General features: G+C 62.0%; 16 protein-coding genes and 2 tRNA genes. 7 read left to right on the top strand and 11 right to left on the bottom strand.

Annotated features, from left to right (window positions below):
• Positions 1 to 10 precede the first annotated feature (10 nt).
• The 5 genes from PKB_RS15650 to PKB_RS15630 form a co-directional block, all read right to left on the bottom strand.
• The gene (locus PKB_RS15650; RefSeq protein ID WP_043253123.1) at positions 11 to 1,651 is read right to left on the bottom strand and encodes a ParB family protein; all 1,641 of its coding nucleotides are present in this window, start codon (positions 1,649 to 1,651) and stop codon (positions 11 to 13) included.
• Positions 1,644 to 1,901, bottom strand: coding sequence for a hypothetical protein (locus PKB_RS15645; protein ID WP_003460282.1), 258 nt, complete (start codon positions 1,899 to 1,901; stop codon positions 1,644 to 1,646). The genes PKB_RS15650 and PKB_RS15645 overlap by 8 nt, the downstream gene beginning before the upstream one ends.
• Positions 1,885 to 2,760, bottom strand: a complete 876-nt coding sequence (locus PKB_RS15640) for a ParA family protein (RefSeq protein ID WP_011489277.1) — start codon at positions 2,758 to 2,760, stop codon at positions 1,885 to 1,887. The genes PKB_RS15645 and PKB_RS15640 overlap by 17 nt, the downstream gene beginning before the upstream one ends.
• A 43-nt stretch (positions 2,761 to 2,803) precedes the next feature.
• A complete protein-coding gene (locus tag PKB_RS15635; protein ID WP_003460278.1) occupies positions 2,804 to 3,016 on the bottom strand; it encodes an AlpA family transcriptional regulator in 213 nt (70 codons plus the stop codon).
• A 119-nt stretch (positions 3,017 to 3,135) separates the two neighbouring features.
• On the bottom strand, positions 3,136 to 3,891 hold the full coding sequence (locus PKB_RS15630; protein ID WP_003460276.1) for a hypothetical protein: 756 nt from the start codon (positions 3,889 to 3,891) through the stop codon (positions 3,136 to 3,138).
• An 874-nt stretch (positions 3,892 to 4,765) separates the two neighbouring features.
• Between PKB_RS15630 and PKB_RS15625 the strand changes: the two genes are divergently transcribed.
• The 3 genes from PKB_RS15625 (at position 4,766) to PKB_RS15620 (ending at position 5,540) form a co-directional block, all read left to right on the top strand.
• Positions 4,766 to 4,839: transfer RNA gene (locus PKB_RS15625), tRNA-Cys, on the top strand.
• Positions 4,840 to 5,041: 202 nt separating this feature from the next.
• Entirely contained in the window at positions 5,042 to 5,176 is a 135-nt protein-coding gene (locus PKB_RS30355) for a hypothetical protein (RefSeq protein ID WP_277914507.1), read from the top strand.
• 121 nt (positions 5,177 to 5,297) lie between these two features.
• Positions 5,298 to 5,540, top strand: a complete 243-nt coding sequence (locus tag PKB_RS15620; protein WP_043253117.1) for a hypothetical protein — start codon at positions 5,298 to 5,300, stop codon at positions 5,538 to 5,540.
• A gap of 581 nt (positions 5,541 to 6,121) precedes the next feature.
• On the opposite strand, the gene PKB_RS28775 is transcribed toward PKB_RS15620, so the two are convergent.
• Positions 6,122 to 8,314 carry a putative bifunctional diguanylate cyclase/phosphodiesterase gene (locus PKB_RS28775; RefSeq protein ID WP_052355306.1) on the bottom strand — a complete coding sequence of 731 codons (2,193 nt, stop codon included), beginning with the start codon at positions 8,312 to 8,314 and terminating at the stop codon, positions 6,122 to 6,124.
• A 599-nt stretch (positions 8,315 to 8,913) separates the two neighbouring features.
• On the opposite strand from PKB_RS28775, the gene PKB_RS15610 reads away from it, so the two are divergent.
• Complete coding sequence (locus tag PKB_RS15610) at positions 8,914 to 9,135, top strand: hypothetical protein (RefSeq protein WP_043253115.1); 222 nt, start codon at positions 8,914 to 8,916, stop codon at positions 9,133 to 9,135.
• Between the two features lie 512 nt (positions 9,136 to 9,647).
• On the opposite strand, the gene PKB_RS15605 is transcribed toward PKB_RS15610, so the two are convergent.
• The 3 genes from PKB_RS15605 to PKB_RS15595 form a co-directional block, all read right to left on the bottom strand.
• The gene (locus PKB_RS15605) at positions 9,648 to 10,001 is read right to left on the bottom strand and encodes a hypothetical protein (protein ID WP_043253113.1); all 354 of its coding nucleotides are present in this window, start codon (positions 9,999 to 10,001) and stop codon (positions 9,648 to 9,650) included.
• A gap of 184 nt (positions 10,002 to 10,185) precedes the next feature.
• The gene (locus PKB_RS28770) at positions 10,186 to 10,596 is read right to left on the bottom strand and encodes a LytR/AlgR family response regulator transcription factor (protein WP_052355305.1); all 411 of its coding nucleotides are present in this window, start codon (positions 10,594 to 10,596) and stop codon (positions 10,186 to 10,188) included.
• 259 nt (positions 10,597 to 10,855) lie between these two features.
• Positions 10,856 to 10,942 (bottom strand) — tRNA-Leu (locus tag PKB_RS15595).
• 243 nt (positions 10,943 to 11,185) lie between these two features.
• On the opposite strand from PKB_RS15595, the gene PKB_RS15590 reads away from it, so the two are divergent.
• On the top strand, positions 11,186 to 11,401 hold the full coding sequence (locus tag PKB_RS15590) for a hypothetical protein (RefSeq protein ID WP_043253112.1): 216 nt from the start codon (positions 11,186 to 11,188) through the stop codon (positions 11,399 to 11,401).
• A 118-nt stretch (positions 11,402 to 11,519) separates the two neighbouring features.
• Here the strand turns inward: PKB_RS15590 and PKB_RS29630 are convergent, their stop codons facing one another.
• The gene (locus PKB_RS29630; protein ID WP_156958039.1) at positions 11,520 to 11,843 is read right to left on the bottom strand and encodes a hypothetical protein; all 324 of its coding nucleotides are present in this window, start codon (positions 11,841 to 11,843) and stop codon (positions 11,520 to 11,522) included.
• A gap of 92 nt (positions 11,844 to 11,935) precedes the next feature.
• Between PKB_RS29630 and PKB_RS15580 the strand changes: the two genes are divergently transcribed.
• On the top strand, positions 11,936 to 12,277 hold the full coding sequence (locus PKB_RS15580) for a LexA family protein (protein WP_052355304.1): 342 nt from the start codon (positions 11,936 to 11,938) through the stop codon (positions 12,275 to 12,277).
• Positions 12,278 to 12,376: 99 nt separating this feature from the next.
• On the opposite strand, the gene PKB_RS15575 is transcribed toward PKB_RS15580, so the two are convergent.
• Positions 12,377 to 13,003, bottom strand: coding sequence for a class I SAM-dependent DNA methyltransferase (locus PKB_RS15575; protein ID WP_043253109.1), 627 nt, complete (start codon positions 13,001 to 13,003; stop codon positions 12,377 to 12,379).
• Between the two features lie 124 nt (positions 13,004 to 13,127).
• On the opposite strand from PKB_RS15575, the gene PKB_RS15570 reads away from it, so the two are divergent.
• Positions 13,128 to 13,853: a 2OG-Fe(II) oxygenase gene (locus tag PKB_RS15570; RefSeq protein WP_043253106.1), complete on the top strand. Its 726-nt coding sequence runs from the start codon at positions 13,128 to 13,130 to the stop codon at positions 13,851 to 13,853.
• The last annotated feature ends 8 nt before the right edge of the window (positions 13,854 to 13,861 follow it).

Genomic DNA, 13,861 nt, shown 5'->3' with positions numbered 1-13,861 from the left:
CAACCCTCGTTCAGGTCCCAGAACCGACAGCGCCGGCTTCCAGGTCCAGGAGGCGTCGGGCCAACCGCAGCAGTCGGAACAGCTTGACCAGCGCGGTGTCGCTCAATCGCAAGGCCGCATCGTCCTGGCCGTGCAGCAGTGCCGGCAGGTCGGTGACGATTTGCCCGCTGTCCAAGCCGACGTCGGCCGGCGTCTGACCGGCCAGAGAAACCAGCAGCGCGAGCACGGCGCGTCCCAGGGGCGACGAAGGCCGTGCCTGGGCGCGGCACGCGAACCCGATGCCATCGGGACGATCCGCGACGTACTCGTCCAGCTCGGCCTCGCCTGCGATCTCGCGCGCGAACTGCGCGATGTGGATGCGTAGCCGATCGGGCGTATCCAGTCCAGGGTCGATATACCAGATGTCCGAGATGGGATAGAGGCCACCGGCCTGCACTGGAATCGACTGCAATACGTTGGCTGAGAAATCGGGCGGTAGCGCGTCGCCTAACTGATCGGCGACCATGCGCTGGATGGACTGGAGCCGCTCCGTCGTTGGTGCCGGGGAGATGATGTGCTCCTGAAGCAAATCGCCGACCCCTGCCGTAGGGCTGGCCGCGGAGGCCTCCCTCGGGGCCGTGTCGTCCTCGCGCCGCGTAGGCGCGGCCGCTGCATGGCCTGGACGTGGTGCAGGCGTGATAGTGGATGGTGCTGATTCAACCGGCGATCGCGCGATGGCCCCAGGCTCAGGCAATGCGGGCGGCGCCGATGGCGGCGTCGGGTCGCTGACCAACGCACGGTGACGGCTCTCCGATTCGGTCAGGTCCAGCGCCAGGACGTCGTAGTCGATGCCCAGCAATTCGGACATCTGGCCGATCAGCTCGTCTTGCACTCGCTGCGGCGAAAACTCGTCAGCCTGCGTGTCGAATTGCGACAGCACTTCCTGAAAGAAGCCGTCGAAATCCAGAGGAAGAGAGCGGCCTTTGGCGTACTGCTCCCAGGTGCGCTCACAGGCCTTGCGCATGACCGATAGCCGCTCGACCTGGTGGCGGCCCAATCCGCCATAGAGCACGGTCGGGATCGCGGGCAGCAGATAGCGGACCGCATCGACCATGCGGCTGATGTGCGACTGCTGTTGGGGGGCGGGGGGGGGAGCCAGTTCGGACTGGCTCAGCGTGGTGCCGCTTTCCTCTTCGTAGAACTCACGCGCTTTCTCGACGCCGAGGGCTCGCTCGATGAACGTCAGGCCGCCGCGTAGCTCGTTCTCCGCAAGGTGCCCGGTCAATGCGACGATCTCGCCACGTGCGGGCCAGGGGCGGAACAAGCACGATATGCGGAAGAATCGCTCGTCCTTGGTCTCCGACCAGAGTTCACGCAGGATCGCCAGCCGCGTGTTGCCGCCGTTGCGGATGATGTAGTGATCTTCGCCTGGACGGCGCGTGATGGCCGGCGCCGCATCCAGGCCGCGTTCACGGATGGAAGCCTTGATTTCCTCGTAGGCGGAATTGCGCTTCTTGCGTGGATCGTGATCGTAGGGACGCAACTGGTCCAACGTCACGACCATCGGCGTGTCGACAATCGGGTCGCTCAAGGCGGTGGCGGATGGACCGCTACGTTCGAACCCGGCGGCAAGCAGCTTGCCAGCCATGTCCTGGGACCTCATATCAGCCATGGCCGCATTCCTTTACGCTCGCGGCCTGGGCTTGGGCCTGGCGCTCGGCACGGCGGATCTGCGCGCGGGCGTTGAGGGTCGCCCGGTGGTCGCTCGCGGTCGAGCTGGTGTAGATCGCGGCGCAGCCGACCTTGGTGAACTTGAGGTGTCCACCCGGTGTGCGTTTGACGTGCCAGCCTTCGCTGATCGCAAATTCGATCAGGACGCGTAGCCGCTTGTGGCCGCGGGCCAGTTCATGTGCGCTTGCCATGCTGCCTCCCAGTCTCAGAAGGACGCTGCTGGCGGCCGGACACGAAGGCCAATTGATCCTGCCATTGCGGGAACAACTCGCTGGCAAGGGCGCGCATGGTGTCGAGAGCGGCTGGCGCGACTCTGCCCGGTGGCTGTCGGTACTCGACGCGATGCACCGGCAGGCCGCGGGTCGCAGCGCGCGGATAGGCTTCGATAGCCGGCACGTCAGTAGCCAGCACACGGATGCCAGCATGCTCCTGGAACAGGTCGCGCAGGGCCTGCTGGATCAGCCGCGCGTTGGCGGACACGGGGTGGACGCGGTTGATGAGCAGGTGCAGCGGCGGCGGTTCGATGCCGAGGTGTCGGTACGGCGCGATGTCCTCCAGCAACTGCATGGTGCCGCGCCGCAACTCGCGGGCCGCGAGGATTTCCGGGGTCACGGGCGACAGCGCAAGATCGGACGCGAGCACGGCCATCTCCAGCAAGACGCTGCGCGCGCCCTGGGTGTCGATCAACAGCAGGTCATAGAGAGGCGCCAGCACCGGCAACAGATGGCGTAACCGCAGGCGCCCGTCCGGCGCATGCAGCAGCAAGGTGTTCAGTTCGCCTCGGTGGTCGTTGGAGAGCACTAGGTCCAGGCCCGCGATGCTCGTGCGGGACACGAGCCGGTCGAGATCGCGCTCGTTGAAGGCCAGCAGCTCGTAGATGCCACCGGGCGCGCGGTGGGCCAGTTCGTAATAGGACGACAACGTGGGCTGCACGTCGAGGTCGAGCAGCAGTACGCGCAAGCCCGCGTCGGCGGCAAGACCGCCGAGGTTGGCTGCGGTGGTCGTTTTGCCGACGCCGCCCTTGGTCGAGATGATGGATACAACCTGCATGGCGCTCTCCGTCTAGGGATAGGGAATTCCGAGGGAGAGCCGCTCAGGTGCGATTGTTGAGACGTTCGGCGATCCACTGGTCGATCTCGACCGAATCCCAGCCCACTGCACGCACGCCCAGACGCAGCGCCTGGGGGAACTTGCCGGCACGCATCAGGTTGTAGATGTGGGCACGCTTGAAGCCGGACTTGGCCTCGACTTCATCGAGACGCAAGATGCGGCGCTCGTTGGGCGGTAGTACAGGTATCTGCGACATGGCGGTCACTCCTGAACGCTCAGTGGCGTTTGTTGGCGTGACACCTATTCAAATGTCGACTTCTGTCTCAGGCCACCGTAAATGCGGTTTCCGTGACCGCAGATTCGGGCTTGCAAATATCAGGAAACGGCGGCCCGCAGCTTGCGGCGGGCTTGTGCAAACTTGGCTTGCAGCGTGCGATCGGTAATGCCCATGAGTTCGCCGTGATGCGCGATCATCGCGGTAGCGATAGCCTCCTGGCTATTGAAACTGGAATACGGTGTGCCCGACGGAGATTGGCCGAGCATCAGTTCCAGCATGGTGCCGATGATGTGGAGGTAGGTGGCCTCGGCCCGGTCGCTGATGGGGCATTGCGCGCAGGCGGGAATGACCGTGGACTGCTTGAGTAGCGCGTCGTGCTGTTCTTGCAGCTCGCGCATTTGGCGCTTGCACTGCTCCAGAGCGGATTTGAGGGCCAATCGCTCGACCAGCATGGCTTGGCCGGTCTCCAGGGAGATGACGGGATGGGCGATGCGTTCGCTGCGAGAGAAGAGAAAGCCGGGCCGCTGCTCGGGGTAGTGCTGGCGCATCCATCGCTTCAGATCGACGTGGCGAACCGTCAGATCAAGGGACTCGATCAGTGCGGTATCGCGTGTTGTGATGCCGTTCTGCCCGAAGGGCAGTTCCCCATTGAGGATGCCGTCGTAGATTCGGTCGGTGTATAGCCGCAGTTCGCCCCAGCGCGGGCAATCCAACGACTGTGGCAGATTCCTTGGCGATAAAACCGAGGCCAGGATCACCTGCTCGTATCGCAGCAGCCCAGCCCAGCGGATGGACGCTTCGATCGGGCGGTAGAACACCTTTGATGTTGGTGCATCATTCTTGTTCTCGTGCATGCTCCGTCTCCTTCCAGGAGAAGAACTACATGGCCGACTCCTTTGACGCCGACCCCGTGGTCGGGCAGTTGTCTGTGTAGGAAACGAGCCCCGAGGCCCGGTCCGTTATGGGTGCTTGAGCACTTCTCACCAGTGCGCTTTTACCGGTGGCTGTCATGTGCCCAATGTGCAAAAATTCATCGGCCGCTAGAAGGTCGAGCATCGGGACGTAGGCTCGACAGTGACGCTCACGCTATCAGCGTCGTAATAAGTTGCGGATTCTGCAAATCTGTCTCGGTATGGCCTTATATGCCAGCGGTTTCACAAGGCGCGACGAGATGGTGGTCGTTGTCCAAGGTCTAGGAAAACTGGGCGAATCCACGCCTGTCATACCCGCCCTGGCATCCTGATATACCGATAAAGAATCGCGTGCTGACGCGCCACGGCTAGGGTGCGCGTTCTTCCTGCGTGACTTGCTTGCGCAGACGGGCAATGCAATGCGCGTTGCATGCGGCTCGTAGATGGCATCCGAACTGGGCCGGCACCGAGAGGATCGGCCTGGGCGTCATCGCGGAAGCGGATGCGGGAACTGAGAGCAGGGGCACGGGCGGCCAGTTCGAGACCGTCGCCGATGACGTTGTGACGACTGCGGGTCTGGTGTGCTGGGTGTGGGTCTATGGATGCCAGTGGAACTCTTTGGACGATCTTTGTTGGCGGGGACGAAAAAATAGGCTACAATCTAGGTCTTCGCTGGCCACCTCGGCGAAGAAAGAGCTTGGGAATCAACGACTTACTGCCCTAGTAAACGTCTCGTTTCCCGCTCCAAATTAAGATCCTTCGCCAGCAACTGAGGCGAAAGATCAAAAGAACAAAGGTGGTTCTCCACCCAGTTCATGGCTGAGTTGCAGAGTGGTTATGCACCGGATTGCAAATCCGTGAACGCCGGTTCGATTCCGACCTCAGCCTCCAACAGAAAAGCCCCGTAGATTAAGTTCTACGGGGCTTTTTCTTTGCCTGCCAGAAAGCCGGCGGTTTCCGCTAATTTCAGATCGTTTCCACTATTCCGGCTTCAGCAGGTAGGGTGTGAAACCTTGACACTTGTCAGGTGGGCACCGAGGACGCCAGGAGAGAATTCAAGGGCATCGAAGATTAATGTCTGAGGAGCCTGATCATGAAAGTTCTGTCCACGTTCGCCGATCTGGTCGACAGCAAAGAAGCAGTGGTTGCACTGGGCGTGCTTTCGGCCGCCAGCGCATGCGTTTTCGTTTCCGCGTTGCTGTTCATGAGCCTCAGTCCACACTTCTAACCGCGACCAAGTTAGCGGGGTTGTGGCGGCCTGGTGCGCTGGAGGCGCAACTGTGGCTGAGCTGGCGAAGCAGCCAGCCGCGTGCCTAACATAGTCTCCCCAGATCCAGGAGGCTCAAGTCATGGCAAGCGAAAACTACTGGCAAAAGGCCGGGCATCTTTCGAAGGATGCCGAATTGGCATTCCGCGCGATCGTAGACTTCCTGGAGTCCGGCCCTGACCTGGATGAAGAGGACGTCCGGATCGACTTCTGGGAGCTGCAATGCAAGGCCCTGATGGCGGCCGAGGCATTGAAGGCGCACTACGAGGAGTCCTTGATCGGCGGCGGTGGCTACGATCACGACAACGGAATCAAATCGGGCTGATTCTGCGACAGTGCGCACTTTGCTTTGCTGAACTCCCTTGCTTATGGCTTCAGCCATTTGGGTTAGCGCTTTTTCATCCAGCGCCGCACCCGGCAAAAGGCAATCGGTCTAAAAACACCCGCCCGCGGGCGAAGTGCTTTGCTACGCTGAATTTCAGTAGGCGAGAACGCAGACTGATGCGCAAACGGATAGCAAGGAAACGTGGGGCACGTTCCGAAGGGTACACGGTTAGCAAGACACGATCCGCCCCTTATGCCGTGTGAAGTGGAAAGGATGACTACCTTTCCGCGGGAAGCCTGAGAAACCTTGTAAGCCGGAGACCAGCGCCGGCCGCCTACTTGAATCCCAAGGCCTAGCCATTGTGCTGGGCTTTTTCATTTCCTGCCGCTTACAGGGTGGGCGGGACTGAAAGCGCAATTGCGTCCAGGCGAAATTCATCGCAGAAGTGGCTGCACGAAATTGGATAGCCTGCAGCGCGACTTTCTTCCGCAGCTCGGCGTTAGCCCGAACAAGTACCGCGCGCGTTTGCCGAGTGACTTCTGGTCGGTTTCCGCTCTCTCGCACGATATGCAGGCATCAAGTCAGGCGCCCCGCAAGCCTTCGTGCCTGGTAAGGATCGTCAGGATTTCGCTGGCCGGGACCGGGCGAGCGAAGAAATAGCCTTGCGCCAGCTGGCAACCCAGCTGCTGCAGCTGGCTAGCGGTGGCTTGGTCTTCGACGCCTTCGGCGAGGGTGTCCAGGCCGAGAGAGCGCGCCATCTGGATGATTGCTTCGACTATGGCCGTGCCATCGGTGCTCGTAGCCATGGCTCGGACGAAGGACTGGTCGATCTTCAGGGTGTCCACCGGCAGGCGACGCAAGTAGCCCAGTGATGAGTAGCCGGTGCCGAAATCGTCGATGGAGAGTTTGATTCCCAGGCGCTTGAGGCTTTCCAAGGTATGCAGGACTTGCGCGGTATCGGCTATCAGGCTCGATTCGGTCAGTTCCAGTTCGAGCGCCGAGGCTGGCAGGCTGGCGTCTTGCAGGGCACGCCGAACTGCGTCTTCCAGCGAATGATGATGCAACTGCAGGGGTGACAGGTTTACCGCCACGCGAGGTACTCCGATGCCCGCGGTGCGCCATTGGGCGGCTTGCCGGCAGGCTTGGCGCAGTGTCCATTCGCCAAGCGGCACTATGAGTCCGCTTTCCTCGGCGATCGGGATGAAGCGAGCCGGCGAAATTGCTCCGAGCTCCGGATGCTGCCAGCGCAGTAGGGCCTCTGCGGCGACGACTTCTCCGCTCGCCAGCTCGAATTGCAGCTGATAGTGAAGCTGCAGCTCGCTACGCTCGATTGCCTGTCGCAGGCTGTTGAGCAGGTGCAGGCGCTCGCTCACTTCGCTGTCAATTGCCGCGTCGTAGTATCGCCAGGTCCGGTGGCCGGCCTGCTTGGCCTTGTACATGGCGCTCTCGGCGTTGCGCAGCAGGCTGTTCGGTTCGTGTCCGTCGTTAGGGGCCAGCGCTACGCCGATGGAGACCGAGCAGGGAATGAGCTGCCCATCGATCTCGAACGGAGTGGCCATCAGGTCGAGAATGCGCTGGGGCACTTCCGCCATCGCCTCGGGGCCGTTCAGTCCGGGCAACAGCACGGCGAATTCGTCGCTGCCATAACGGCACAGGGTTGCGCTTTCCGGCAGGCCGTGGAGCAGGCGTTGGCCGATGGCGCGTAGCAGGCGGTCGCCCGGCTCGAGGCCCAGGGAGTCGTTGATCAGCTTGAAGGCATCGACATCGAGAAACAGCAGGCCGACGCAGGTGTCGTCTCGACGCATGGCGGCCAGCGCCTGCAGGGTACGGTCCTGCAGCAGGGCCAGGTTAGGCAGACCGGTAATGCTGTCGTGGAACGCCATCACTTCGATGCGCTGCTCTGCTGCCTGGCGGTCGGCGATGGCCACCGCGAGGCGCTCGTAAGGCTCACGTACGCTGGCGACGAACACCGCCTGGTAGATCAGGCAATAGGAAGCCACCTTGTACAGGTGGCCGAGCAGGCTGTAGATGTCGTGGACGTTGTTGTAGGCGGTGAAGCAGAGCTCGGCAAGGATCGAAATCAGCGCAGCCGCCATCAGGTTGCCGGCAGCGTATGGCAGGCCGTGTCGCCAGGCGCTGAGAAAGCGTAGAGCGGCAACGGCAAGCAGGAAAATGATGATCCACTCGGCCGTGATCTTGAAAGGCGTCAGATGGCTGTTGACGAAGGTATGCGGCCAGACATCCGGAAAGCCCAGGCCGAGTACCCAGAACAGTGCGACCAGCCCGAGGGTGGCGAGCAGCATCGGCAGGCGTGACCGGTAGCTGCGCAGGGGGCGCCACGGTCGCAGCGACATCAGCAGAAGTGTCAGCGCCAGTAACAGGCGCGATACCAGCCAGAAGTTGATCGCCTTTTCCGGGGATGCCGGCGTGACCATGTCCGGCATGCCGCGATAGGAGAGGGCGTGGGCCAGGTCCAGCAGCGCGATGGCGAGGAATGCGCAGCCCAGGAGCAGCAGGTTGGTTGGCTGCGCCGGACGATAGCTATGCCAGGTGACGGCAAACACCAGCACGGCGACGGTGACGGCGAAAATCTCACAGATCGCGTGGAGGGACGCCGGGAGCCAGAAGGCGCCGTCGTGCAGCTGTGGCTGGGCGAACTGGACGCCAGCCAGCACCAGGCCCAGCAGCAGGGACAGGATCAGGCCTGTGCGGTGGTCGCGGTCGGCGCGGGAGGTTTGCGTGGTGGTCGGGGCCAGGTCGCTTGTCGGCTTCATCGTTCCAGATATGGGCAGGACAACGGGGCCTCGTCCGTGACCGACAAGGGTTGGCTAATGTACAGCTCGCTCTCGGTAAAGACCATGGCGCAGACGAGCCTTTTGCTGGATTTGCCCGAATGCAGGCAGCAGTGCGATTCCCCTTGAGTCTTCTGTGACGTTGGGCATGCGACGAGTTGGAACTGAAATCAGTGTCGAAGCCGACCTCATGGGGACGGGATCAAGGGGGGAAGGACCGCGCCGCGGGGGCGCGCAGTCCTACACTTCGAGCATCCTTTCTGCACTGTGCGGGTGCATCCTATCAATGGCGGATTGCCGTATTTTGACCCGCGTCAATCCAGTCGCTAGGGCGCGCGCTTTTCGTGCGGATGAGCATTGCGGATACGCTTTGCCGCTTGGGTGGGTAACCAGCGGCTGGAGGGTGACGGACGTGCCGGCAACCCTGCTGTTGCTTTGGGTGTGTCCAATTGCCAAGTAGTTGAAGGTGCGCAGCTCGCATTGCACGTACGATGGGGCGGGAAGATCGATTTCAGCGCAGGGCGTGGAGCCTGGCTCCGGCAACTATGCTGAGATTTTCGACCGCATCAGGAGGGTTCGCGATGGGCCTGAACAGTTCGAGCCAGCAGTTACGGCGCGAGTTGCTGAACATGGCTTTCCGGCACGAGGGGCTGGCGGTCGACCTGGAGCGAGCCGCCGCGCAGTTGCCGAAATCTCAGGCCGAGCATTTGCTGAGGATGGCCAACTTTCTGCAAGAGGATGCCGAGCGTCTGATCGGCATTGCCGAACAGGTCCGTACCGGGGTGATTTCAGTGGGGCTCTAAGTGCCTGCCGCGCGAGATGATCGGCTGAAAGCCGGCCTGTGCATCCTTGCGTTGGCCGGCAGTGTCCTCAGCAAGAGGGCGGGGCATATTGCCACTATTCGACTTGCGAAATAAATATACATGCGCGAATGTTTGCGGTCGGGCAGCCGTTTTGGACGCCTCGTTCCAGCAGGCATTCGTTGGCATATCTGTACCGAAGGCGATACTCGAAAGCGAGGGACAGCCAGGGAGTCGGTCAGTATGCTCTGCGCGCATGCAGAGCTCAGGGAGGAGTCCGTGTCGAAAGTGAAGTTCTGGTGTGCCGTCGCGATCGCTGTGACGGTGGTAGGAGGGTACCTATTCAGCTGCCTGGCGATTTCGGCCCAGCACAAGGTCCCGGGATGGTAGTTGCGCGGATGCGTCGCGCGGGGTGATCCCGCCATGATTCGAGTGACCAGCAAAAAGCCCCTTGGAGAACATCCAAGGGGCTTTTTCGTGGGACACGCTACCGCCCGCAGGCGTCGAGTGCGTCCTTAGTTCTTCGCGCCGATGGCGCCGCCGGCTGCGCCGCCCAGGCCAGCACCGATGGCCGCGCCGGTGCTGCCGCCCAGCTTGTTGCCGAGGATCGAGCCGCCGGCCGCACCCAGACCGCCACCGATGGCTGCCTGGGTTTTCTTGCCTTTCTTCGCGGTGGCCGCGCCACCTACTGCGCCGCCCAGGCCAGCGCCGAGGGCTGCGCCGGTGCTGCCGCCGAGCTGTTGGCCGACGACGTTGCCCAGGGCACCGCCCAGACCGCCACCGACTGCTGCCTGGGTGCCGCTGCCGGCCATGGCACCTTGGGCGGCGGCGAGCAGGCTGAAGGCGAGGACGGGAAGTACTTTACGCATGTTGCGAACCTCTGAAAGGGGAGTATCGATTGTGGTGTTAGAGCAGCGCAGGGCTAGTGGGCCGAATGGTCGAGCGAGGCGCGTGCTGGGGAATCCGGCGAACTCAGACCGGCAATTCTGCAGGGGGTTCCCTGCCGCCAGCTACTTGTTGTTAGCCGGGGAGTGAAACCCTTCACATCCGAATTCAATGAGCGGCGTGTTGCTGTGCGGAAGTCGCTGAGGGTTCGGCGATGTGCGAGACCATGCCGATGGATTGCGCATTCGCAGGGGCGGCATTCAGCAACTCCCTGATGAAGCTTGCTCGGTTGCGGCTGAGCGGCAGGCGAATGCTGGTGCCGGCAAGTCCGATGCTGACGGCATAGGCTTTCCAGCGCAGTCCGGTGATCAGGCTGCGACGCACCAGGTGGCTGCGATGGATGCGCACGAATTCCTCGGCGAACTCCACTTCCAGGTCCTTCAGCGTGGCCTCGAAGTGAATCTGCCCCTTGCTGGTGAAGGCGGTTACGTATTTCTCTTCGGCGCTGAAGTGAGTGATGTCCTTGGTTTCGACTACCACCAGGGAACGACCTACGCGCGTGGCGATGCGTTGTCTCATTCAGGCTACTCCTTTTTGTCGGCAATCATCGCCGCCGGCACGTGAAGAAATCGTTGCCGAGGAGTCGGAAAATTGGGGGGGGTGAAAGAGGGAAATGAAAAAGGCCGCCGTGCGGGAGGCAGCCTTGCGCCGGGTCCGCATCCTTTCAGCCAGGCGTGGAGCCATGGTAGTCAGGGGGTGATGATGGCGAATAGCCTCTAATTACGACTAATTCTGAGGGCCGGAGCGAGGCGGGCGATCACGCCAGGGATGCGTGACATGGTGCTCGGAGCGGGACTCGAACCCGCAAGACCGTTGGGCCGGCGCATTTTAAGTGCGCTGTGTCTACCAATTTCACCATCCGAGCCGGGGAGGGTGCATCAAGGGGCGTGACTATACCGAGTCGGCGAAAGCCGGTAAAGCCAAGGCATCTGGAGCCAAGGGATTGATCGTGCAGGGAATTCCTCTGTGACGGCTGTCCACTCCGGACCGCATCCGTACGGGCCATCCGGGAACCTCTGCACTGCCGTTCGTCAGATCGCAACTGACTGAAATTTCTGAGAAATATTGATGTCCTAGGGTTCCCGCAGTTTTTAAAGGGTCCCAAGACATGCAACGTCCTCCCCGGAACATCCGCAAACTGCTGGACGCGGTAGCCAGCCACAATGAAACCACTGCGCTCGAGGTCATGCGTGCAGTCGACCAGGTTCGCGACGAACTCCTGCGTCAACGCTTGCTCAACGCGATTCATGACCTGCACCAGGACGCTGCCGAGTTGCGCTCGCTTCGTGACGAGGTTTCCGGCGCAGCCATTCGACTGGCCTGATAGCCACGGCGACGAGTTGGGCACATGCGATATCGGCGCGAACAGGTCGCGCCGATTGCTGAAATTCAAGCAGGGATGGAAGAGGGACGGCTGCGCCGCCAGTTCCTGCATGCGCCGCTCAGCGGCTCCAGAGCGGTTTGCCGAAATGGCGTTTGCGCGCGACCACGCCATGCGGACTGGCGTCGGTTGCCGACAAGGATTCGCTGGGTGTGGCTCGCTGCTGTTCCTGTTCGCCATGCAGGCGGTGCAACCGAGCCCTGCGCATAGGCACGCGCAGCAGCGCCCATAATGTCACTCCTGCCAGCATCAGCCAGCTAAAGATCAGGAGTGTGACAAACGTGCCAGGATTCATATCGAACGTCCTCGCCCCCAACGGCAAGGATAGATCACCCGCCGTGGAATGCCTGTCGCTGTAGTGTGCAGAGGCCTTGCCGAGCTGCATGCATTCTGGTATCTGTATGGATATACAGTATCAGGAGGCAACCAGCCATGCCACATGCCGCTGCTACAACACCACTTGCCAATGATCCCGCCATGCTCCAGCAGAATCGCCTGCAATCACTGGACGACCTGCTCGGCCTGCAGGGCACACATACCTACATAGTGCGCGCACATGGCGATGGTATGACCGGGGCCGGAATCCACGACAGCGACCTGCTGGTAGTGGATCGCTCGCTGCTGGCGGATGCCGGCGAGGTGGTGGTGGCTGCAGTGAATGGCGAGCCTCTAATCCGCCGTCTGGACATCATCGATGGCGGCTTCGCCCTATTGCCGGCCAATGACCGCTATCCGCCCATCCACATTGCAGAAGGCGACGAGATGTCGATCTGGGGCGTGGTGCGCTGGAACCTGCACCGCCTGGCGCAGCCGCATTAACCTGTAGTGGTTGAATGGGTGTCTGCGCTCATTCGGGGGTTGCCGTCTGATCGATCAATTGCACCAGCGGCCGCTCTGCCGTCGAGTACCCGCCGCCAATCAGGTGCGACGCCAGACGCTGGCCAGCCAGGGTTGCTGTTCGCGAGGTAATCCGGCGGGGCGGTAAAAATGCTCCAACTCCTTGAAGCCCGCGGATTCGAGCAGGCTCTTCCAGTGTTCCCAGTCGTGATAGGAGCCATAGCGCGGTCCATTCCAGCCTTCGGAGTTGTTGCCTCGCGGATTGGAGGAGAACAGCACGCCGTTCGGTTTCAGTGCCGCGTGCAACTGGCCGAGCACCCGAGGCAACTCCTGCAAGGGAATGTGGAAAAGGCTGGCGTTGGCGTAGATGCCATCGAAGCGCGCCGGCGGCAGGTCCAGCGCCAGGAAGTCTTGCCGCCATACTTCGCAGTGGCTTTCAGAGCGGGCCATCTCGACGAAGTCCGGGCAGCCATCGAGCCCTACCGGTTCGTGGCCCAGTGCCTTGAAGGTCCGCAGATCGCGCCCCGGGCCGCAGCCAATATCGAGAATCGCGAAGGGTGCTTCGCCGTGGATATGCCGAAGCAGAGCGGCAATGTTCTGGCTGACGTCATGGTCGCGGGTGCCTTCGCGGAAGGCTTCCGCGGTGGACTGGTAGTGCTCCAGGGTCAGTCGGCTGATGTTCTGCAGGGTCTGGCGGTCGAGGCTCATGGCAGTGCGTGCTGGCGGAGTGGAGGCTCATTCTACCCGTGCCGTTTTGAAAGCCGGTAACGGGGCGCGGTTGTGATGGGGGCCTGCTTAGACTTTCAGCCTGACCGCCAGGAGCTCTTCTTCGATGACCGAAACTGCCCAAGTGGCGTGGACTGCGCGCATCGCCGCGCTGGACTGGAACGAGCTGGCACGACAGCTCGATGAGCGTGGGTATGCGCAGATTCCTTCATTGTTGGATGCGAGTCAGTGTGCCGCGCTGAGTGGGTCGTACGTACGCGATGAGGTCTTCCGGAGCCGTGTAGTCATGGCCCGGCACAACTTCGGCCAGGGGGAGTACAAGTACTTCGACTATCCCTTGCCAGGGCTGGTGCAGGCACTACGCGAGACGTTGTATGTGCCTCTTTCCGCAATTGCCAATAGCTGGCAGGAGCAGCTCGGCGATTCGCCTGGCTATCCGCCCCGGCATGCCGAGTTCGTCGAGCGTTGCCATGCGGCCGGGCAACTGCGACCCACTCCCTTGCTGCTGCGCTACGGTGCCGGTGACTACAACTGCTTGCACCAGGACATCTACGGCGAGTGCGCATTTCCCTTGCAGGTGGCGGTGTTGTTGTCGCAACCAGGAGAGGACTTCGGCGGAGGGGAGTTCGTACTTACCGAGCAGCGTCCGCGCATGCAGTCACGAGCGGAAGTGGTGCCGCTGCAGCGCGGCGATGCGGTGGTGTTTGCCGTGGCGCAGCGGCCGGTGCGTGGGGCTCGGGGAGACTACCGGGTGAACATGCGCCACGGGGTGAGCCGCCTGCTCTGGGGTGAGCGCTTCACGCTCGGGGTGATCTTTCACGATGCCTTGTAGGGGCGGGT

The sequence above is a fragment of the Pseudomonas knackmussii B13 genome, assembly GCF_000689415.1.
GTDB lineage: Bacteria > Pseudomonadota > Gammaproteobacteria > Pseudomonadales > Pseudomonadaceae > Pseudomonas > Pseudomonas knackmussii.
The sequence above is the reverse complement of the archived record's forward strand: the minus strand, read 5'-3'. Positions and strand labels throughout refer to the sequence as shown.